Genomic DNA, 20,354 nt, shown 5'->3' on the forward strand with positions numbered 1-20,354 from the left:
GAGGTGAGAGGGACTGAAGATTGATGTAACTGGTCAGGTTTAATGTAGTTTTTGCCTGATGTTTAAGGGCAAAAAATCATAGTCTGGGTGAGAGGAAACCTTGGCAAAAAAGTGAAGATCTGTATCTGTCCCTTCCCGGATATTTTGATAGGTTTTTTGATGCTGATGTAGCCGAAAATAAGATAAAGTTTCATCAATAAAACCCACCTGATATTCTGCCATAATTCGCCACCATAAATCCAAATCAACTAATTGGTTTAAATGGGGGTCAAATCCTCCTAAGCGATCGCATACTTCCCGACGGAGTAAAACCGTAGTGGGTTCGCCAATTTTATTAATGGGATGTTCAAATAATCGCGGGTCTGACAATAAATCTCTACCCCATTGCACAGGTTTTAATTGAGACCAACCCGCCGCCAAATCCTGGAAATCCTGATAAACCATGATTAGATATGGGTCACTTTCTGCCCCTTGGTTAAAAAACATTTCTCGCCGGGAAAATACTAAGGATATTTCCGGGTAAGTTTCAGCCAAGCCAACCATTTTTTCTAGGCATTCTGGAGCCAACAAATCATCTTGAAATAGGAACTTAATATATTTACCCTGAGCCTGAGTAATACAATGATTACAATTCCCGGCAATTCCCCGCTGATTCTGATTAGTAATTACTCGAATTTCCAGAGATGAATTTTCCCGAAAAAAATTAGCGATCGCCACAGTTTCATCTGTCGAACCATCATCAGAAATAATCAACTCAATTCCGGGATAAGTTTGATATAAAACAGTAGAAATAGCCTCAGCCACAAACCTCTCCCCATTGTAGGTGGGAATACACACACTAACTAAGGGAGTGTCTATGGTGACTTCCCGGCTATCATACATGACCAAATCCTAACAATTAATTACCATATATTTCCCAACCAGGAGAACCATCAACCCCCTCTCATAGAGGCGAAGGAATAGCAGCAGCTATCATCCAACAGAGAGGCAGTTAAAGTTACAGCGTTTAATTATGGTTAAATATCCCCATAATAAGCCGTCACAAAATCGCGTCATCTCTGCTGAAAATAGCCAGTTTTTTTAAGTCAATATCATCTATAAACGAGCCCGAGTAGCATAAGGTCCTCGGCGGAGTGCTTTAGCCAACTCATCATTATTTTCCCGGAGTCCTTCATAAAAGAATAAAACCTCCCCTTTCACGCCGCGATGTCGGTTGTAGTCAATAGACTTTAAAAGTTCATCGGCACTAATTCGGTAGGACCCCACTTTAATCAAAACTCCTGGGGACAATTTAGGCAATTGCCAATCTCGGAATTGAACATCAACCAACTGATCAACCAACCCCTTATAGCTCCAAAAATTGCGGCGGTAAAGTTGCGGGTGAATCATATCTACCAAATCGCGGTCAATCCAAGCAATATAATCCTGGAGGTATTCATTTAATCCCCAACTATAAACACTAGGAGACATAGAAACAATCAAATTGGGTTTAATAGCCTTAACCTCTCGTTTAATCCGCGCCAGAAAATCGGTGAGAATATTAGCGCGCCACTGTAGCCATTGAGAGTCCTTATGATGTAGGGGAGGTTGACGGCCAAACTCTTTGACATAACGCTGCACCGTTTGCTGATCATATCCCCCTTCCGAAGGTAAGGCGGGGAGTCTATCATCGCCTTGAATGCCATCAATATTATATTTACGGACGACCTCCAAAATCAGACTCATAATAAAGTCCTGAACTTCGCTATCAAAGGCATTCATCCACTCAAAGCCATTTTTCACCACCATACCCCCCTGGGAATTAATCGCCGACCAGTTAGGTTTTTGGTTAAGGATGCGGCCCCCATTCTGTTGATAGGAACTAGCAAACCCATACTCAAACCAGGGTATCACCTTGAGTCCGACGCGATGGGCTTCCTCAATCACTTCGGCGAGAGGGTCACGTCCGCGAACATAAAAATCAATCTCAACGCCAAATTTTTGGCTCATCACCTGAGATTTATAGAGAGTGACCCCTTTATTCCAAACCACTGGAAACACGACATTAAAGCCTGTGTCGGCTAAAAAGTCCATTGCTTCAGCAATAGTCGCCCTAGAGTAGAGAACCCTGCTATCAGTAGTAGTTAGCCAAATCCCACGAACTTCCATAGTCCCTCCGGTTGCCAGTAACTTGGTTTTCATATTGAGGATTTTCGGGGAATGAACCCCCTAATCCGTAGACTGTTCCCCATTTCTCAAATTGATTTGAGGGCAGTCTTGCTCAGTATATCCCTCAGCTATTATCTTTAGTTAAGGGGCAATTTTAACAATGTATAGCAGCAAACAGGGAATAGGGAACAGGGAATAGGGGCCCAAAAGAGTCCACCTCCCAGGTTTCAGGATAGTGGATGTCCTAAATGTTCTGGCTGCTGCTGCATCAAAGTTAATAGCATAAATCGACTAATTCCCCAGATGGGTGCTCCTGTCTTAGGTTCAATCAGAGTTTGACCTGGGTATTGGGGTAAGGAATACACACTTTATGGGAGTTGCAAGGGATCCGTCCGCTGTAGGTTGGCGATGGGTTAAGGGTTTTCCCAATCATCAGCCAAATGTGTTGTTAGCTAAAATCATCAAATCCTGGATTATTGAGGCGATCGCCTATCCCCATAACCACCACGATGGGGATCAGTTTTGGCGAGTATATCTTCTCCTGTCATCTAAGACTTCCGAACCCTGGCACCTTGATTTAGTCCTAGTATCTTTAGCTTCCCAGGAACATTATGGGATGGTGGCTGGTGATACAAGCTGAATGGGGGCAATTAGCTAAAGCCTTCTGAGGCGGTCAGCAGGTAGCCTGTGGGTATCGACTCCGGGGCGAGTAGATCTTTTTGTTGTTAACCATCAGTTCACCCGCATATTCTATGAGCTTTTTCGGTTGGAGTTCATGGAAAATATCCCTTTTCAATTTCTATTCCAATAGAGTTAGTCAATTATTCCTTTTGTATGAGCAAGCCTAAAACGGTTACTGTTAATAAACTTTTAACTCGATATGCCCAAGGGGAGCGAAACTTTAGCGATATCTCCCTAATGGCAGCAATTTTCAATGAAGTTACCCTAAATCGGATCAACTTGAGCGGGGCGAATTTGGCAGAAGCCCTGATGGTTCATACCCGCTTGATTGGTGCGAACCTGAGTAGATCTCAGTTGAGTTATGCGGATCTATCAATGGCGGTTTTGATTGATGCGAATTTGACCGGGGCTACTATGACGGAAACAGTTTTGCATCAAGCTGACCTGAGTGGGGCGAGTTTGAGCGGGGCGATTTTGTCTCAGGTTAATTTAACAGGGGTTAACCTCACCGGAGCAAGTTTGATTGGAACTTGTCTGCTGAATGGTTCTCAACTGACTGATGCTATTTTGGTTGGGGCGACCCTGACTCGATCTGTTCTCAGTGGGGCGCACATGACGGGAGCTAATTTAAACCGCTCTATTCTTAGTGAGATAGATTTGAGTGGGGCGAATTTAACGGGGGCTACTCTGATCCGGGTTCACTTAAATCAAGGAAATTTGAGTGGGGCGAATTTGACGGGGGCTGATTTGAGTGAGTCAGTTATACAAAATAGTAATTTCTGCATTGCCAATTTGACGGGGGCGAATTTGACGGGGGCGAATTTGACGGGGGCTAACCTCAATGGCGCGAATTTGACGCGGGCGAATTTGACGCGGGCGAATTTGACGCGGGCTAACCTCAATGGCTTAACGTTACAATCCGCTGATCTACGGTTGGCTAATCTCAGTAAAGCTGATTTACGGGGGGCGAATTTAACGGGGGCGAATTTGGCGGGGGCTAACTTGTTAGAAGCTGATCTGCGCTTGGCTAACCTGACTGATGCTAATCTTTGTGGTGCTGGACTGCTACTGACTTCACTACGGGGGGCGAATTTGGCGGGGGCTAACCTGAATCAGGCGAATCTGATTGGGGCGAGTTTGAGTGTGGCTAATTTGGATGATACTACTATGGAAGGAACTATTCTTCCTAATGGGGCTACCCACCAATAGCTCGATCGCCTTCTCCTAGAGGAGAGGTCCGGGGGCGGCTTCGGGGAACTGCCCAGGCGCGCCCCTAGGCGATCGCCGTATCTCAGAGTTAAGAGGGATTAAGAGGGAACGACAGGATTTTGTAATGGTGCGATCGCAATTTAACTGATGTGATAGACTGAAAAAGTTTGAGACCATTTAAGGGTGGAGGTAAAACCGCGCAGCATGAAACAATTGGGAACCCATCTGGTCATTGACGCTTGGCATTGTCCTGCAGATATTTTAAATGACCCTGAACGTATCCGCACTGCTATACTCGATGCAGTCACCGCAGGGGAAGCGACCCTGATTGACTTTTGTGTGCATCAATTTAGCCCCCACGGGGTGACGGCAACAGCTACCTTGGCTGAATCACACATTGCTATTCACACCTGGCCTGAGTATGGCTATTTTGCGGCTGATCTGTTTTTCTGTGGCCGTGGTAATCCTCACAAAGCTGCTGAACATTTGGAAACTGCACTACAAGCGGGTGAGGTCAATAGACGTGAGTTTGAGCGCGGTTTTGAACCTTCAGTCAGTCTTGATACTTCCTCGGTTAGTGTTTCTGAAACCTCACCAGCCACTAATTTGACGGCTTTCCCAGAAACCAGTTTTGCTGGTCGTTAGACGATCGCCACCTAGAAAATTCCACGATCTTTAGTCATCTGCGATCGTGGAATTTGGGTCTGATTTGGGTCTGATTGTCCGGTTCATCAACGATTAGCGCCCTTGTTGCTGCAACAGGGGACGAACTACCCAATAGCCCATACCAAAGGCGGCTACTACAATTAGGGCGATGGAAACAATTAGCCAGACCCCACTTAATTCGGCCCTATCGGGTCTTGATGCGGGTCGCAGTCGTCCTTCTGGTTCCTCGGTAAATTGGGGCGGCGGGATGTCTGGCCCGTCGCTGGTTGGGGGAAAGACTAGATCTGGTTGGGGAGTCTCGGTTGTCGGCTGTTCATAAAAGTTCGGTGGCGGCGAGACGGGATTAACACTAAAGCTAGGATTGACAGGGGGAACTCCCATCGATGGCATCTGTTTTTTCCCTTGGACTGATTCAACGGCTAGATAGAATTGATTGGCCGCCTGAACTACATGATTAAGTTCTTCGCGCAAATTTTGATTTTCTTCGAGAAGTTGTTGATTTTGGGTTCTCAGAGAATTGATTAGGTTTTGAGACCCCTGTAATTCCGCTGTCACCTCTCGATATAGGGATATGGGGACTGAGGGTGAATAACTACTATTTCCGCCTTCGGGTGGGGTGGGGTTGGAGGCTGTAGAATTTTGTATAGGATTTGACATGGCTGTTATGGATAAACTTTGGGGTATGATCAACGGGATTAGTTAAATGGCGATCGCCTTGATGATATTGCTATTAGACCAACCACGGGTCATTTAGTCAAGGAAATGGGCGATCGCAATTGGTTGTTCATTGTTGAGCCAAATATGAGTAACTCCCAGGTAAAATCCTCTGAGACTGAATCGGTTACTAATACAGAACTTAAATATGGTGAGAGACAGATTACTGAGGGACAGTTAATCACCTTCCCCAATCCCCGACCCGGACGCAGCTATCAAATTAACATAGTGTTACCGGAGTTTACCTGTAAGTGTCCGTTTTCTGGATATCCAGATTTTGCCACCATTGATTTAACCTATGTGCCTGATCAGTCGGTGGTAGAGTTAAAGTCCATCAAGCTCTATATTAACAGTTATCGCGATCGCTACATATCCCATGAGGAATCAGTTAACCAGATCCTTGATGACTTTGTAGCCGCCTGTGACCCCCTGTCAGTTCACATCAAAGGCGACTTTAACCCCAGAGGTAATGTTCACACCGTCGTTGAGGTGCATCATCATAAACAACATCCCGAAAGTTAATCAATTTTCCTTCTCATGAATCCCAGCAAATGCTATAATCATAGCTTGTGTCGAATTCCAGCCATTTCATGCCCAAACTCAAAACTCGTAAATCAGCCGCTAGGCGCTTTAAGGTAACGGGAAGCGGCAAACTCGCACGCCGCAAGGCTTTTAAGAGTCACCTGCTGCAACACAAAAGTGCAACTCGCAAGCGCCGTTTGTCAAAAACGACTATTGTCGATGAGCGCGATGCTGAAAACGTGCGTCTGATGATGCCGTATTTGTAACGTTATAGTTCGATCAACTCAATTTTAAGGAAAAACAACAATGACACGAGTTAAACGTGGTAATGTTGCCCGTAAACGTCGCAAAAAAATTCTGAAACTTGCCAAAGGATTTCGCGGCTCTCAATCCAAAAATTTCCGAATTGCTAATCAGCGGGTTATGCAGGCGCTGCGTAACGCCTATCGGGATAGAAAGAAACGCAAGCGCGACTTCCGCCGCCTGTGGATTACCCGGATTAATGCCGCTGCTAGAGTTCACGGCATCAGTTATAGTCAACTGATGGGAAATTTGAAAAAAGCTGACATTGAAATCAATCGCAAGATGCTGGCGGAAATGGCAGTTCTTGACCCAGATACCTTTGAAAAAGTGGTCGCTAAAGCTGCTCAAGCTCAATCCTAGGGGATTTTAACTTGGTAAACTTTGAACGAAGGATGGAGATAATTCTATCCTTCTTCAAGGTAGGATAAAATTGGTAATTTAAGATTAAAAATGGATAGTAATCTCGCAGTTGTTTATCTGGTATTACTGCTGGTTTTTTTGTCGGGTTCTGGCTTTTTTATTGTGCGTCAGATTTTCAGAACTCGCGAAGTTGAGAGTAAGATGTCGCAATTGCAACAGCAGCTTTCTCAGGGTAAAGGAACAGCTCAGGAATATTACCAATTAGGCTGTATTTATAATGATAAAAATTTGTATTCTCAGGCGATCGCTGTTTTGCAAAAAGCTCTGAAAGCAGTAGAGGAAGAGGAGTCGCCGGAGAACATAGCCATGATTTATAATGCCTTGGGTTATGCTCACTTTGCTAAGGAAGAATACGATATCGCGATTCGTAATTATAAGGAAGCATTAAAGCTAACTCCTGAATATGCGACGGCTTGCAATAATCTAGGTTATGCTTACGAACGCAAAAAGCTGACTTCTCAGGCTTTAGAAGCCTACGAAAAGTCTCTGAGTTTAGAACCTAATAATCAAATTGCTAAACGTCGCGCTGAGTCTTTACGGAAACGATTAGGTATTCCCACTTCGGAAACTGCTCAATAACATTCCCCGACCCTCCCCTGGGTGAAGAGGAGGGTTGATGAAAGCTAAGTGATTAGCTAACGGGTACACTTTTCTAAGGCGGCTTGTGTGGTGGCTACATAGGCGGAGTCGCGACCATAGAGACTTTGGAGAATTTCCAGGGTTTCCTCAACTAAAATCAATGAGTTGATGGTATTTAACCAGGCGATGTCTCCTTCGGGTACGATCATGCCGTAGAACTCACAGGTTAGCGGTTGTTGGGGGATTATGGCATAGTCTTGAGGGTTAATATCTGCTTGGCGCAACACTTCCCCAATTAGCAATAAACCATCACTGGCGAAGGCGTTGATTTCCCGATTAAGAACATCGCGCACGGCATCGGCGCGGCCTGATGTGCCATGATATTGCACGATTTGAGCTAGGGAATAACGACTGCTGATAAATCGCTGGGTAAGGGTGTTAGGAAGTACACCAATAATGATGTTTTCCATGGCACCATCTGGGTTGATTAAGGTTTGATTATCTGCGGCAACTAATAGGTGATTTCCTGTGGCGATAAAGCGATCGGAATAGACTATCCCAGGTGGAGGGGTGCGGGTGACAGTGTTGGGGCCACATTCTAGGTGGACGGTTCCATCAGCGACGATAGACTCCCGATTTTCGAGGGTGGACTGTAGCAGTTGGACTTGGACGGGTTGATTAAGTTGTAGTTGTTGGGTGAGGCGACTAGCTAGAAGTTCCATGAGTTGGATACAGTACCCTTCCCATTCTCCGGTTTCTGGAGACAGATAACCCAAGGGAGCGGCATCTTGTCTAACTCCGGCTTTGAGAATACCTGTTCTTCTGATGTCTTCGAGGACGGTTCCGGCGATCGCATTTAGGGGAAATAGGCTACACAGAGTTAGGGTCAGCAAAACCCGGATGATATTTCTCATAAAATCAATGTAGTGGACATTTGTTAACAGAAGTTCACTCAGAAATATAGCTTACCCTGTGTTCAACCAGGAATTATTAGAGGGGAGAGTGGGGATTTTGAACTGTCATCAGGGGATGTTAGGGTCGATCATAGTTATGGCACAAACTGAATTAATCTCACCCTATAGATTTTATAAGCTCTGCCAGGAGTTTTGTCTAAAAACGGGTACCAATAAGTTATACTTTGGCGAACCGATCGCCTCTTATTTAGACCCGGATAGAGGCTTGGGGGTATCGGAAATTAGGGCGTTTCTGGATGGCTTGGCAATTTATGTCCGGCTGATTAACACCACTAATTTTACTGTTAATTTTTGGATAAATTGTCTTGATAAAGAATCGGAAAAATCGATAAATATCACTGCGAAAATTATCGGTTGTGGGATGGTGGGTAGAGTGGCAAAAATCACCATAAATGGGGCGGAACCGATAGCATTTAAAGCATTTTTTGACCCCGATTTTATATGGGTTCATGGTCCCTGGGGTGAAATTCCGGTGGGGATTCGTTTAAAATATTGTGGGGTAACAAAAGATATGGCTGAGTTTTTATTTGCGAGTAAAAATTGGGTGGTGAGTGAGTGGATTGATGATGAGAAATCGAGGTTATGTAATCGCGAAGGTTTAACATATCAAGAATTTGCGGAGAAAGAAGGGTTGACTAAACTCAACCCCTTAAACTTAAATAACTATAGCCTTGAGGGTATCCGACTTGATCCGGGTGGCATTCAAAAAGAGTATCGCGGTCGGCGTTTGGTCGATTTGTATCGAGGGATTTGGTTTTATTTACGCAAAATCCGCCGAGATGAATGGAGGGGAATTTATGCGATCGCCAATCAGTTGTTGATGGGGATAATACAACACAGTCGCAGAATCCCCAATTCCTAACTATCGTCCATCAGGAGATTGCATAATTCGGAGAATTTCCGCTTGAATGCGCTCTCGGAATCGGCTATCAGATTGTTGATGGCGGGTGATTTCATTAAAGCGACTAACAGTTAATCCTTTGCTTTCAATAATGCGTTTGGCTTGGTCACAGTAGCTAACCGCAATTTGGGGAGCATTTCCAGGTAGCATATTAATGCTAGTCGGCTCGTCACAGAGAATGCGCGGCACTTGTCCGACAATTCTTTTAATTTCCTCAACCGCCTGATGCCGTCTGGATTCTAGTGCGATCGCTGCTTGAGCGTAGCTGGTAATCTCCTGATTAGTAAAGGTAGGATTTCCGGCTCTAGCGGTCGTGCTAAAACTCGCGGTTAGGGATGGAGCCGTTAAATTAGGAACCCACCCCGTCACCAGTCCGACACTAGATAAAATAGTGATGGCAGTGGACTGAATGAGTAGCCGATGTAAATGCCCATGATGTAGTAGTTTCATAGTAGTTGGTTACTCCGTAAAGTAATAAATAAATAACACAAATTCCCCTAAAATGCTTAGGGGAGTAATATAGAATTAGTTGCCGTTACTACGCTGTTGACGAAGTAACTCTGCCTGAATTTGCCGTTGCAGTTGTGGGTTATCTTGTTGTAATCGAGTAATCTCGTTAAATCGATTAATGGTTAGATTGTGCTGTTCAATAAAATCTTTAGCCAGATTGCAATAATTAACGGCGATCGCCCTTAAATCTCGATTCAAGCTATTAATACGGCGGCGATCGCTACAGATCACCTCTGGAACCGTACCCCCTGCAATTCCCCTAATCTCATCATAGGCCTGTTTGCGCCTAGGTTCAATCAATAAAACGGCACGGGCATAATTGCGAATTTCATCATCAGTAATATTAGGGCTTTGCTGTGCGTGAGCGAAAGTCCCTGACCGACCTGTAGGGGATAACAAGTCCGGGACCACTCCGCTAAGGACTCCAAACACCGCGAAAATACCGACCAAAAGTGTTTGTAACCCTTTTCGGCTCATGGGATTATAGACAGAAGCCAGCCAAGAATTCATATATCCGCGTCTCCAAGTAGCAACAAGCATTAATCACCCCTCACTCAGGGGAAATTGTATTTAGACATAGCCAACACCTGCCCCATAATTCTAAGAATCCGAACAGGATCAGGCTATAACACAGCATAATTATTTTGAATTATTTTGTAGATCAGAAGTTCCTCAAATATGCAGAAACTAAATGGTGTCGTCGCAGCCGGCCATCAAGAAACCGCACTGGCTGGGTTAGCAATGTTCCCCCTGGGGGGTAATGCTTTTGATGCAGCCGTCGCGTCCATGCTGGCTGCTTGTGTGGCTGAACCGGGGTTAACTTCCCTAGGTGGGGGAGGTTTCCTGTTGGCTCACACCCACACCAATCAGAATATTTTATTTGATTTCTTTACACAAACACCAAGCATTAAACAATCAAAAAGTCAAGTAGATTTTTACCCGGTTGATGTCAATTTTGGTGGCAGTGTTCAGGAATTTCATATTGGTTTGGGTTCTATGGCCGTTCCGGGTGTGGCGGCTGGGGTGTTTAAGGTTCACCAGACCCTAGGAAAACTGCCTTTAAAGGTAGTGGCTGAACCCGCGATTAATTTGGCTAAAAATGGTTTAGAAATTAATACTTTCCAAGCCTATACTTTTAACCCGATTCTCTCGTCCATTTTATTGAGTTCCCCGGAAGGTCGGGAAATTTATGCTCCCCAAGGCTCGATTCTCCAAGCTGGTGAACGAATAGTTATGAAAAATCTAGCGAATACTCTGGAATATCTGGTGCAACAGGGATTTGAGGAGTTTTATCAGGGGGAAATTGCTCGGCAATTGGTGGCTGATTGTCAGCAGGGGGGTGGCTATTTGACTGAGGAAGATTTGAGACGGTATCGGGTGATTGAACGCCAACCGTTAAGAATTGGTTATCGGGGAAAACAGATTTTGACTAATCCGCCTCCGAGTTCCGGGGGAACGCTCATTGGCTTGGGGTTGGAACTGCTGTCGGGAATTGAAGTTGCTAATCTGGAGTTTGGTAGTTGTCGGCATCTCCGTATGTTAGCGGATGTAATGAGATTAACTAATACTGTTAGAAAACAGGGGTTTGACGATCGCCTTCATGAACAGAATATGGCTGCTGAGTTCCTGTCCCCAGAACATCTACAACCCTATCTACAAGAATTACAGGAGACCGTGAATAAGTGGGGGAGTACCACTCATATTAGTGTTGTGGATAGTGAGGGGAATGCGGCTAGTGTTACTACTTCTAACGGGGAGGGGTCGGGTTATATGATTCCGGGGACCGGGATTATGATTAATAATATGTTGGGTGAGGAAGATTTGAACCCCCACGGCTTCCACGAGTGGCGGGAAAATGTGCGACTATCCTCGATGATGGCTCCTACTTTGATTTTAGATGGCGATCGTTTAGAGATGGTGATCGGGTCTGGCGGGTCTAATCGTATTCGCACCGCCATTTTGCAAGTAATCTCCAATTATCTCGATTTTGGGATGTCCTTAGCCGCCGCCGTTAATCGTCCCCGTGTCCATTGGGAGAATTATCGTTTTGATATCGAACCCGGTTTTAATCAAACCGAGATTAATCATCTGCAACTTGCGGACCATAGCGAAATTGTCCAATGGGGGGAACGGAATATGTTTTTTGGTGGAGTTAATGGAGTCGCCACTAATGCTGATGGGACTATTTTAGGAACTGGGGATATCCGACGCAGTGGCGTGAGTTTAGGGATTTAGGGCAATTTATAAGCAAAACTTATAGCTATCATCAGTTTTATCAGATTAAATATATAACTAAATAGTTATAAAACTTTTGACATATATGAGTTAAGTGTGAGATATTACAGACACGGTAGAAAAACAACTACCGGATATGTACCTCGAAAACTCAATAACGCAATCATATTTGATATGACCACTACCTTACAGCAACGGGAAAATCTCAATGTTTGGGAACAGTTTTGCACTTGGGTAACATCTACCAATAACCGCCTTTATGTAGGTTGGTTTGGTATTGTGATGATCCCTACCTTGCTAACTGCCACCATCTGTTTTGTGTTAGCTTTTGTAGCTGCACCTCCTGTGGATATTGACGGCATCCGCGAACCCGTTTCCGGTTCTCTGTTGTACGGCAATAACATCATCACCGCCGCTGTTGTACCCAGTTCTAATGCGATTGGGTTGCACTTTTATCCCATCTGGGAAGCGGCAAATATTGATGAATGGCTTTATAACGGCGGCCCCTACCAGTTGATTGTTTTCCACTTCCTAATCGGCATTTTTTGCTATATGGGTCGTGAGTGGGAACTGTCTTATCGGTTAGGAATGCGTCCTTGGATTGCTGTTGCTTATAGCGCTCCTGTAGCTGCTGCGACGGCGGTACTGTTAGTTTATTCTATCGGTCAAGGTTCTTTTTCTGATGGTTTACCGCTGGGGATTTCTGGCACATTTAACTTTATGTTAGTGCTGCAAGCAGAGCATAATGTTTTAATGCACCCCTTCCATATGCTGGGAGTAGCTGGTGTCTTTGGTGGCGCTCTTTTCTCAGCTATGCACGGTTCTCTGGTGACATCTTCTTTAGTACGTGAAACCACTGAAATTGAAAGCCAAAACCGGGGTTATCGCTTTGGACAAGAAGAAGAAACTTATAACATTGTAGCTGCTCACGGTTACTTTGGTCGTTTGATTTTCCAGTATGCTTCTTTTAACAACAGTCGCGCTTTACACTTTTTCTTAGGTGCATGGCCTGTTGTTGGCATCTGGTTTGCATCTTTAGCAGTAGCTTGTTTTGCTTTCAACCTGAATGGGTTTAATTTTAACCACTCGGTTTTAGATTCCCAGGGTCAAGTCCTAAATACTTGGGCTGATGTGATTAATCGCGCTAATTTAGGCATTGAAGCTATGCACGAACGTAACGTTCACAACTTCCCGTTAGATTTGGCTTCTACTGAGTCTAAACCGGTCAATTTAGTTGCTCCTAACATCGGCTAATTTGTAGCTAATTTGTATGTAAAAAAAAGCGTCTCCCGAATTGGGGGGCGCTTTTTTGTGTGCAAATTAACTGAAATGAAAATGACTAGAGTGTCATGCTTTCTAGTAATACCCACTGGCGATGGTTGATAATCATTTCGCTGACCAATTCAAACATTTGGCGACAGTGATTATCGGGTTGTAGGGGTAATTCTTCATTTTTTAAAACCACAGTCATTTTGATTTCTGTGTCTGTGGAGGTGGCTGTATCAAATACTACCTCTAAGGTGACTAATTGAGATATGGAAACTTGACCGATCGCCTCCCTAGCAATAAGTGAACTGGGGGTTTGATAAATCAGATCAAGGTTGCAAGATTCCATAATATCTATTAATATTTCTCTGGCATCTTCAATATTGATAGCAATCACAAAAAAAGCCGTATAACGAGCCATCGAAAAACTCCCGATAATTTCCAAGTTTAATTAATACCAATAAGCAGGTTACAGCCTGTTCAGAAATCATCTGATCACCTCTCAAAGTCCCTCTCCCTCTCTGGGAGAGGGATTTAGGGTGAGGGCAATGTATTAAGCGACTGGTGAACAAGCTGTAGTGCTATATTGACTAACTGTTTTTATGGTTCCCTGACAGAGAAACTGGCATTTCTGGTACAAAACCCTAGAGATGGGTGATTAAGCCGGGATTATTATAGCGCTTCGGGTGTGGCTTAGTAAAAACTCCCCACCAGATTTGCTCAAATTTTCGGATTTTGATTAACGAAACTGCCATAATATGCGATGACTGAATCAGATCTAGGGAGGTTCTAAATACAAAAATGGCGGGAAAACTAATTGTATTTGAAGGTATAGAAGGATGCGGTAAAACTACGCAAATACAGCAAATTCAGCCGTGGTTAGCCGATCGCTTGTCGTTAAACCATTCTTCCGGGGGGAAACTCCACCAACGGGGGGTTCAAGTGACGCGGGAACCGGGGGGAACCCAGTTAGGTCAGCATTTGCGGGATTTACTACTTCACCATGATATCAGGGAACCTCTGAGCGATCGCAGTGAGTTATTATTATATGCGGCGGACCGCGCACAACATATCGAAACTCTGATTAAACCGCTGTTAGACCAGGGGACGATTATTTTATGCGATCGCTTTACCGACTCTACCCTAGCTTATCAGGGATATGGTCGGGGACTAGATTTGCAGCAAATTCATCAAATTAACCAGATCGCGACTGGGGGTGTTGTGCCGGACTTGACTCTGTGGTTAAATGTTCCTGTAGAAGCAGGACTGACCCGGATTAAAGCCAGAAAAAAAGTCGATCGCATTGAACAGGCTGATCTAGAATTTCACTATCGGGTTGCTGAGGGATTTGCGACTCTAGCCAAAATGTATCCCCAGCGGATTGTCCCTATTGATGGAAATGGCGATCGCGATCGTGTTACCCAACAAATCCAAAATATACTCAACCAAAAACTCCTAGAATGGGGGTTAATCTCAAATAATTATGGATGCGTTTAGCGATTTAATTGGACAACCTCAAGCGATCGAACTTCTGAGCCGAGTTATTGCCCAAAATCGGATCGCTCCCGCTTATTTATTCGTCGGGATACCCGGAGTAGGTCGTAGTTTAGCCGCTCAATATTTTATTGAATTATTATTGCAGAAAGGTCGCAAAAATCTGCTAAATTCATCCGAGGAAGACGCACACAAACAATCTATTAAACATCGAGTTAAGATGAGAAATCATCCCGATTTACTTTGGGTAGAACCCACCTATTTACACCAAGGAAAATTGCTGTCAGCAGCCGAAGCCGCCGCCTCTGGTCTCAAACGTCGCGCACCGCCACAAATTCGCCTTGATCAAGTCCGAGAAATTAGTCAGTTTGTCAGCCGTCCAGCTTTGGAGTCTCTGCGGTCTGTGGTGGTTTTAGAGGCGGCGGAAACTATGGCTGAGGGAGCGGCTAATGGTTTATTAAAAACCCTAGAGGAACCGGGTAAATCCGTGTTAATTTTAATTGCTCCCAGTGTGGATTCATTGTTATCTACCTTGGTTTCTCGCTGTGCCAAAATCCCTTTTTTTAGACTGTCAAATACTGATATAATTCAGATATTAACTCAAAAGGGTTATGGTGAAATTTGCCGTCATGCTGAGATCATGGCAATGGCGCAGGGTAGTCCCGGACAAGCGATCGCCTGTTGGGAACAATTACAAACTATTCCACCGGAACTATTAGCCAAAGTGAAAAAACTCCCCCAAAGTTTACGAGAATCTCTCGAATTAGCCGCAGAAATTAGCCGCTCTCTTGACACTCAGGCTCAGTTATGGTTAGTGGATTATCTGCAACATTCCTATTGGGAACAATACCATAATCCGGGGGTTAACGGTAACAATAGCCTAGCCATTCCCGGATTACTTCACCAGTTAGAACAGGCGAGAAAACATCTGCTGGCTTACGTTCAACCTCGCTTAGTCTGGGAGTGTACCCTAATGGCGATCGCCAATATTTAACCATGATTTCACCCAGTCATCAGCAGCAGTTATCAATAATTACAAAATCCCTCCTAAAATACTTTTGAGGTCATCAAAAATACCGATCGCCGCATTTAAACCGGTGCTAGTAGTATCTGCTGCATCAACCATAGTATCTTTAGTCGTCACCACCGTATCACTGGTTTGGTCGATGATATTACTAATTTGTTCCATCATATCCTTTAAACGGTTAGCAGCATCCAACAACTCCTCAATTCTACCCTGTTGAGATTCCGTAATTTCCTCAATTGTATCTTCAGCCGTTTTTTCCGCCACTTCCTGTAAGTTTTGTACCTTGTCTGTTACCCCCTCAACAATTTCATTAACCTGTTGCGTAAATTCGCTCAACACATCTTTCAGTTCAGGAATAGTTGTCCCGATAAAAGTTTCAAAATCGCCACTCCGTTCCTCAATTTCTGACTGGTGAGTTTCGATATCACTTTTCACCTCTTCAGCTATAAACTCTTGAGTTTCCGATAAGTTTTGTTCCTGTTCTGTACTCAGTTCCCCCGCCTTTTGCGTCAGAGCATTAAACGATTCTCCTACCTGGTTAATCACCTCAACCAACTCTGGCGTAACCGCTTCAACTCGGTTATAAAAATCAGATAAAGCAGCTTGAGTCTCTTCTAATTCTTGATTAACTTCTTCCTGTGCTGCTTCAATTTTTGACCGTAATTCCCCAAGTTCATTACTAACCGCTTCCCGTTCCGCCGCCAACTCTTCCCTCCCGGTCGCTATTTTTTCTAACAGTTCCTCAGCGCGTTCTTGTAGGCTTGACCAGTCAGTTTCCACTTCTTCCGTTATCGTTTCTAACTGTTGGCGAGAATTATCAATGCGGTCCTCTTCCAAGTCAATTTTTTCTAAAAATTGAGTCATCTTTAAAACCACTTCATTGGCTGCTTGTTCTAAAGTCATTTCTAACTCCTAATTTCCGTAATATCAAATTCTGCTGATTCCCATATATTTAGGGTGATTTAACCAAAAGAAACCCCAACTTTACTCGCCAAATTTCGCACCGAGTCTACTAAAAGTTCCATAGGTTGAATAAAGTCCTCTAACTGTTCGATTAGCGGACTAATTACTTGTCTATGACTAGCCGCATCATCTTTCGCACCCCTGAGTTTATCCATTATGTTGTCAAGGGTTTCTCTCACCTCAGACACCGCAGAATCAGTCAATTCTTTTAACTCCGTTTCGATTTTCTCCTGTAACTCATCCAGTAATTCATCAATTTTTGACTCAATAATGTCACTGGTAATTTCACCGATTTTAGTTTCAAATTCTCCCTGAATTTCCGTAAAACTATTACCCATTTCTTCCAGGCGATCGCTCACTTCCTCCTCAGCCTCATTCACCTGATCATTTAACTCTTCTACCTGTTCCTGAGCGCTATTTTTTGCCTCCTCAATTTTATCTCGCAAAACTTGAATAGCATCACTCAGGTTTTCTTGAGCATCCAGAAGTCGCTGTTGACCCTCCTGCAACTTTGCCTGTAATTCAGTCAGGCTATTTTGTGCTTCTTCTCCCGCATTATTAATCTCATCATTACCCGACTCCAACTCCTCTTTCAGAGCGATTAATTTTTCCTGAGCCGTCTGCATTTCCGAGCTTAATTGTTGTTGAGCATCACTGATAATTTCTTGCCAACTTTCCGCAATATTATTAGTTTCCTCAACCTCACTTTCTATTTCCGTTTGTTGTTCCCCAACCTCCTGCTGAAATTCATTCAAAGCATCAGCTATTTGCTCCATCAAAGCCTCAATTAAACCCTGTTTTTCTTCAACATTAGACTCGAGGACACGCACCGCATCTTTAATTTCTGTAGCTCCCCCAATTAAACTATTTAATTTATCCGGTGCTACCGAAGACATTTGAGCCAAAGAATTATAAACTTCTTCCATTGTCACTTTTCCTTAATATTTGAATAAGCACAAGCAGCATTCAACCGTCAAACTCAAGATAAAATGCCTCCCAAACTCAAAACTTGTTTGATAGTTCCGGTGGCGACCTTAGCTGCTACAATTTGCGGTAAAATCGGAGTTAGTGATGAAGTAACGGTCGCTCCCACTTTCATCATAACCATATTTTCTCCTACCTCTTGAATCATATCCGAGACCACATCATCAATAGCATCTTTAAAGGAATCCTCTAAATTGTCCTTGAGCGAGTCCTCAGCATAATCTTTGACATTCTCAAAAATTGCGCTTCCCCTTTCTTGAAGATTATCGGCTACTGCCGCCGCTTGACTACCAAGGGTGTTATATACATCCGTCAAAACCCCCTTAAAATTACTAAAATCATCAGTAATTTCTGATAATTTATCTTGAGCCAAAAATTGGCTAAAGTTTCCCAACAATGATTCTAACGAGTCCCTATGATTATCGGAAATTTCCGTAACTAAACCCTCAAAATTACCTTCTGTTTCTTCCTGATTGGTTGTCACTCGTTCCTCAAGATCCGATATCGCATCACCCAAGGTTTCAAACACCCCGATAGTGGTTTCCATGGCTTGATTTATCGCTTCTGTTAGTTGCTCGAAGCTGTCTTTGAGTTCCTCAAATGTGGATTTGGTTTCATCCATATCCCCATCCATTTCCGCGATATCATTATCTAACTCAGATTCAAATGTGCTGTAATTTTCTTCGATATTGGCTGAGGTTTCATCTAGGCTACCTTCAGCATCAGAAATACTTTGTAGTAGTTCTTCTAAGGCCGAAATCAACTCCTCTTGAGCCGAGGTAACATTAGACTCTTCAGTTTCTAGGGTTTCCACCAAATTAGAAAATGAGGTTTCGACAATTTCTGGGGTTTCTTCCAGGTCGTCACTCTCCCCTTCCAATTGTTCACAGAGTTGATCAAGTTGATCATAGGCTTGATCTAAGACATTTAACAAGTTGGTTAAATTCTCAGCCGATTCTTCTAATGATTGACCAAAATCTTCAGCGATCGCCATGGTCTTAACTCCCTAAAATTAACCTAATAAATCTCTAACTCTTGACAACACATCTAAAACCGGTCGCACCGCGTCCACCACATTATTAATATTATCGATAATATCCCCCAATTGTCCGTCTAACATTTCCTCGGATTTCTCTCCAGCTTCTCCTAAAGCACTGAGAGCCTCACTCAGAGATTCTGCACTTCCTAAAAGCTGACTTTTCGCCTCATCCACAAATTTATTAGTTATCGTATTGATAGCGTCTTCCGAAGCCGTGTCTAAGGCATTTTCCATCTCGGATTTTTGGTTATTGCTTTCCGATCGCAATGTCTCAAAATCCGAGGCAATTTGTTCAATTTTAGCCTGAATTTCACCTTGTAAAGCCTCGAATTGCTCAAAAAGGCTGTTTTTTTGACTATTAAAACCCTCCTGCAATTGTTCTATTTTATTGCGAAATTCCTCCACATTAGCTTTAGCCGTTTCACTTTGGGTCTGGGTTTCCGCCTCTGATGTTTCCACCTGTTGGGAAAGTTCCAATAACCCCGAATTTGTTGACTCAGCCTCCGACTCTAAATCTGATAATATCTCGGCTGCGTGGCTTTTTAACTCATCTAACTTAGCTTTAATCTCCGCTAAAGTAGATTCTACTTTTTCATCAACTTCGCTAATTTTTTCCTGGAGACTGCTGAGGTTTTCTTTCGCCGTTTCTAGTTCACTCTCTATGGCTTCGTCCGTGCTGTTGAGAGCAGCGAGCATCGTTTCAAATTGAGCCTTAGCGGTGTCGCCAGCGACGGTTAAGTTATTATCGATCGCTGTCAGAAACTGCTCAACCAGAGTGACACTGATCATAGCTCGATCTACTTCTTCAGATAAGGCTTGGGTTCTCGCCTCATTCTGTTCGATTAAATCTTCAATGGTTGCAATATCTGCCATACTAACGTCCTCCCAATTTAATGATGGGGATGGGTTGAGAAAATTGCCGTGCTTTTATTATATGCTAACTCACACTGAGATGCCCACAATTACGTTACAATTTTTTATATAAATCAGGGCGGGTTTGTTTCATTACCATATTTATCGAGTTTTGGTCGGAAAATTTAGGTTTTTTTTAGAATTGACGAGGGAGGCAAAATCGATCATAATATATTCAGATAACTTAACTTAATCAGGGAGCGGACACCCTATATTGTGCATAACCCCCCCAAACATAACCCCCCAAAAATTATTATAATAGTTGATTGGATTAGTCGATATGTCTGAATCTAACCTAAACAAATGTGCTGTCATTAAATTGTGTATTCCCGGTAATAAAAAACCAGATCATCCTGTGTTTCAGTATGATTTATCTGCGGCTAAAGAAGTTATTTTGGGTCGTGGTAAAGATGCTCATATTGTAGTTGATTCTCTTCAATATACAATGGTATCGCGGTATCACGCCAAAATTAAGCCAGTATTAGAAGGTTCTGTAGAACTGTGGGAAATTGAGGATCTTAATAGTGTCAATGGCACTTTTATTAATGGTGTGCGTATGGCGGTAAATCATCCCCTCCAAGCAGGCGATCGCATTAAACTTAGTGAGGATGGACCCGAATTTGTATTTGAATATCAAACCAAGCCTCAGCCGCCAACTTCTGATAATTCTCTCCCACCCATTGCGGAACCGATAATTGAGTCAGAACCCGAACCGATAATTGAGTCAGAACCCGAACCGATAATTGAGTCAGAACCCGAACCGATAATTGAGTCAGAACCCGAACCGATAATTGAGTCAGAACCCCG

At 43.6% G+C, this 20,354-nt stretch carries 24 protein-coding genes; 13 read left to right on the forward strand and 11 right to left on the reverse strand.

Features of this window, described 5'->3' with window-relative positions:
* Positions 1–39: 39 nt before the first annotated feature.
* Together ACTIE0_RS00945 and ACTIE0_RS00950 are read right to left on the reverse strand one after the other, a co-directional pair.
* Positions 40–882, reverse strand: a complete 843-nt coding sequence (locus tag ACTIE0_RS00945; RefSeq protein WP_006625017.1) for a glycosyltransferase family 2 protein — start codon at positions 880–882, stop codon at positions 40–42.
* Between the two features lie 213 nt (positions 883–1,095).
* Positions 1,096–2,181 carry a glycoside hydrolase family 10-like protein gene (locus ACTIE0_RS00950; protein ID WP_008048673.1) on the reverse strand — a complete coding sequence of 362 codons (1,086 nt, stop codon included), beginning with the start codon at positions 2,179–2,181 and terminating at the stop codon, positions 1,096–1,098.
* A gap of 337 nt (positions 2,182–2,518) precedes the next feature.
* Between ACTIE0_RS00950 and ACTIE0_RS00955 the strand changes: the two genes are divergently transcribed.
* The 3 genes from ACTIE0_RS00955 to speD all read left to right on the forward strand — a co-directional run bounded on the left by ACTIE0_RS00955 (position 2,519) and on the right by speD (position 4,683).
* Positions 2,519–2,788, forward strand: coding sequence for a hypothetical protein (locus tag ACTIE0_RS00955; protein WP_006625014.1), 270 nt, complete (start codon positions 2,519–2,521; stop codon positions 2,786–2,788).
* 194 nt (positions 2,789–2,982) lie between these two features.
* Positions 2,983–4,038 carry a pentapeptide repeat-containing protein gene (locus tag ACTIE0_RS00960; protein ID WP_006670801.1) on the forward strand — a complete coding sequence of 352 codons (1,056 nt, stop codon included), beginning with the start codon at positions 2,983–2,985 and terminating at the stop codon, positions 4,036–4,038.
* 204 nt (positions 4,039–4,242) lie between these two features.
* Positions 4,243–4,683 (forward strand): adenosylmethionine decarboxylase, encoded by a 441-nt coding sequence (gene speD / locus ACTIE0_RS00965; protein WP_006625012.1) that lies wholly within the window; start codon positions 4,243–4,245, stop codon positions 4,681–4,683.
* Between the two features lie 93 nt (positions 4,684–4,776).
* Here the strand turns inward: speD and ACTIE0_RS00970 are convergent, their stop codons facing one another.
* Positions 4,777–5,361 carry a hypothetical protein gene (locus tag ACTIE0_RS00970; protein ID WP_006670800.1) on the reverse strand — a complete coding sequence of 195 codons (585 nt, stop codon included), beginning with the start codon at positions 5,359–5,361 and terminating at the stop codon, positions 4,777–4,779.
* A gap of 144 nt (positions 5,362–5,505) precedes the next feature.
* On the opposite strand from ACTIE0_RS00970, the gene queF reads away from it, so the two are divergent.
* From queF to ACTIE0_RS00990, 4 genes are all read left to right on the forward strand, one after another.
* Positions 5,506–5,940 (forward strand): preQ(1) synthase, encoded by a 435-nt coding sequence (queF, locus tag ACTIE0_RS00975; protein WP_035760159.1) that lies wholly within the window; start codon positions 5,506–5,508, stop codon positions 5,938–5,940.
* A 68-nt stretch (positions 5,941–6,008) separates the two neighbouring features.
* Positions 6,009–6,206, forward strand: coding sequence for a 50S ribosomal protein L35 (rpmI, locus tag ACTIE0_RS00980; protein ID WP_006625009.1), 198 nt, complete (start codon positions 6,009–6,011; stop codon positions 6,204–6,206).
* A 40-nt stretch (positions 6,207–6,246) separates the two neighbouring features.
* Positions 6,247–6,603 (forward strand): 50S ribosomal protein L20, encoded by a 357-nt coding sequence (rplT, locus tag ACTIE0_RS00985; RefSeq protein WP_006617370.1) that lies wholly within the window; start codon positions 6,247–6,249, stop codon positions 6,601–6,603.
* 90 nt (positions 6,604–6,693) lie between these two features.
* Positions 6,694–7,242, forward strand: coding sequence for a tetratricopeptide repeat protein (locus ACTIE0_RS00990; RefSeq protein WP_006625007.1), 549 nt, complete (start codon positions 6,694–6,696; stop codon positions 7,240–7,242).
* A 56-nt stretch (positions 7,243–7,298) separates the two neighbouring features.
* On the opposite strand, the gene ACTIE0_RS00995 is transcribed toward ACTIE0_RS00990, so the two are convergent.
* Positions 7,299–8,156 carry a transporter substrate-binding domain-containing protein gene (locus ACTIE0_RS00995; RefSeq protein ID WP_190490199.1) on the reverse strand — a complete coding sequence of 286 codons (858 nt, stop codon included), beginning with the start codon at positions 8,154–8,156 and terminating at the stop codon, positions 7,299–7,301.
* A gap of 136 nt (positions 8,157–8,292) precedes the next feature.
* On the opposite strand from ACTIE0_RS00995, the gene ACTIE0_RS01000 reads away from it, so the two are divergent.
* Positions 8,293–9,078 (forward strand): hypothetical protein, encoded by a 786-nt coding sequence (locus tag ACTIE0_RS01000; protein WP_237766135.1) that lies wholly within the window; start codon positions 8,293–8,295, stop codon positions 9,076–9,078.
* Here ACTIE0_RS01000 and ACTIE0_RS01005 read toward each other — a convergent pair whose 3' ends face one another.
* Entirely contained in the window at positions 9,079–9,567 is a 489-nt protein-coding gene (locus ACTIE0_RS01005; protein ID WP_062945992.1) for a DUF4168 domain-containing protein, read from the reverse strand.
* Positions 9,568–9,642: 75 nt separating this feature from the next.
* Positions 9,643–10,137, reverse strand: coding sequence for a DUF4168 domain-containing protein (locus ACTIE0_RS01010; RefSeq protein ID WP_046319295.1), 495 nt, complete (start codon positions 10,135–10,137; stop codon positions 9,643–9,645).
* A gap of 168 nt (positions 10,138–10,305) precedes the next feature.
* On the opposite strand from ACTIE0_RS01010, the gene ggt reads away from it, so the two are divergent.
* Both ggt and psbA read left to right on the forward strand, forming a co-directional pair.
* On the forward strand, positions 10,306–11,862 hold the full coding sequence (gene ggt / locus ACTIE0_RS01015; protein ID WP_006625002.1) for a gamma-glutamyltransferase: 1,557 nt from the start codon (positions 10,306–10,308) through the stop codon (positions 11,860–11,862).
* 174 nt (positions 11,863–12,036) lie between these two features.
* Positions 12,037–13,116, forward strand: coding sequence for a photosystem II q(b) protein (psbA, locus tag ACTIE0_RS01020; protein ID WP_006625001.1), 1,080 nt, complete (start codon positions 12,037–12,039; stop codon positions 13,114–13,116).
* Positions 13,117–13,201: 85 nt separating this feature from the next.
* On the opposite strand, the gene ACTIE0_RS01025 is transcribed toward psbA, so the two are convergent.
* Complete coding sequence (locus ACTIE0_RS01025; RefSeq protein ID WP_006625000.1) at positions 13,202–13,549, reverse strand: hypothetical protein; 348 nt, start codon at positions 13,547–13,549, stop codon at positions 13,202–13,204.
* A 380-nt stretch (positions 13,550–13,929) separates the two neighbouring features.
* On the opposite strand from ACTIE0_RS01025, the gene tmk reads away from it, so the two are divergent.
* Both tmk and ACTIE0_RS01035 read left to right on the forward strand, forming a co-directional pair.
* A complete protein-coding gene (gene tmk, locus ACTIE0_RS01030; RefSeq protein WP_006624998.1) occupies positions 13,930–14,625 on the forward strand; it encodes a dTMP kinase in 696 nt (231 codons plus the stop codon).
* A complete protein-coding gene (locus ACTIE0_RS01035) occupies positions 14,612–15,616 on the forward strand; it encodes a DNA polymerase III subunit delta' (protein WP_006670647.1) in 1,005 nt (334 codons plus the stop codon). The genes tmk and ACTIE0_RS01035 overlap by 14 nt, the downstream gene beginning before the upstream one ends.
* Positions 15,617–15,655: 39 nt before the next feature.
* On the opposite strand, the gene ACTIE0_RS01040 is transcribed toward ACTIE0_RS01035, so the two are convergent.
* From ACTIE0_RS01040 to ACTIE0_RS01055, 4 genes are read right to left on the reverse strand one after another with little or no spacing between them, the layout of a single operon-like run.
* The gene (locus ACTIE0_RS01040) at positions 15,656–16,552 is read right to left on the reverse strand and encodes a coiled-coil domain-containing protein (protein ID WP_006624996.1); all 897 of its coding nucleotides are present in this window, start codon (positions 16,550–16,552) and stop codon (positions 15,656–15,658) included.
* Between the two features lie 59 nt (positions 16,553–16,611).
* A complete protein-coding gene (locus ACTIE0_RS01045; protein ID WP_006670646.1) occupies positions 16,612–17,538 on the reverse strand; it encodes a coiled-coil domain-containing protein in 927 nt (308 codons plus the stop codon).
* 53 nt (positions 17,539–17,591) lie between these two features.
* On the reverse strand, positions 17,592–18,590 hold the full coding sequence (locus tag ACTIE0_RS01050) for a hypothetical protein (protein ID WP_006624994.1): 999 nt from the start codon (positions 18,588–18,590) through the stop codon (positions 17,592–17,594).
* Between the two features lie 18 nt (positions 18,591–18,608).
* A complete protein-coding gene (locus ACTIE0_RS01055; RefSeq protein WP_006670645.1) occupies positions 18,609–19,508 on the reverse strand; it encodes a hypothetical protein in 900 nt (299 codons plus the stop codon).
* Between the two features lie 319 nt (positions 19,509–19,827).
* Here ACTIE0_RS01055 and ACTIE0_RS01060 point away from each other — a divergent pair.
* The coding region (locus tag ACTIE0_RS01060; RefSeq protein ID WP_439516821.1) for an FHA domain-containing protein at positions 19,828–20,354 on the forward strand (527 nt) is incomplete at its 3' end.

It is taken from the genome of Limnospira sp., assembly GCF_051859755.1.
GTDB classification, from domain to species: domain Bacteria; phylum Cyanobacteriota; class Cyanobacteriia; order Cyanobacteriales; family Microcoleaceae; genus Limnospira; species Limnospira fusiformis.